This window comes from Halorubrum sp. SP9 (assembly GCF_005435015.1).
Classification (GTDB): Archaea; Halobacteriota; Halobacteria; order Halobacteriales; family Haloferacaceae; genus Halorubrum; species Halorubrum sodomense.
In genome coordinates this window covers 1-221 of record NZ_SGXU01000761.1, presented here as the reverse complement: position 1 = coordinate 221, position 221 = coordinate 1, and the positions used below count along the sequence as shown (strand labels likewise).

Sequence of the window (221 nt, the reverse complement as noted above, 5' to 3'; positions counted from 1 at the left end):
TCACCGAAAGCGCCTCCCACCCGTTCACGCGACCCCGTTCCTTCTCGACCGACACCGAAGCGACAGGCCCTCCGTCGGCGGCAATAATCAGATCCTCGCTCGCAGTCGCATCCGAGCGCTCGAAGAGATCAGCGATCGGCAGGATTCGGACAATCCCCTCGGGATCGCGCACGACTACGGGTCTGTCGCCCGTGACACTGTCCCCGTACGCCACATCGTGA

Annotated in this window: 1 protein-coding gene; it reads right to left on the bottom strand. The window is 63.8% G+C overall.

Features of this window, described 5'->3' with window-relative positions; translation table 11 throughout:
* On the bottom strand, positions 1 to 221 hold a 221-nt coding region (locus EXE45_RS21155), incomplete at both ends, for a hypothetical protein (protein WP_137695220.1).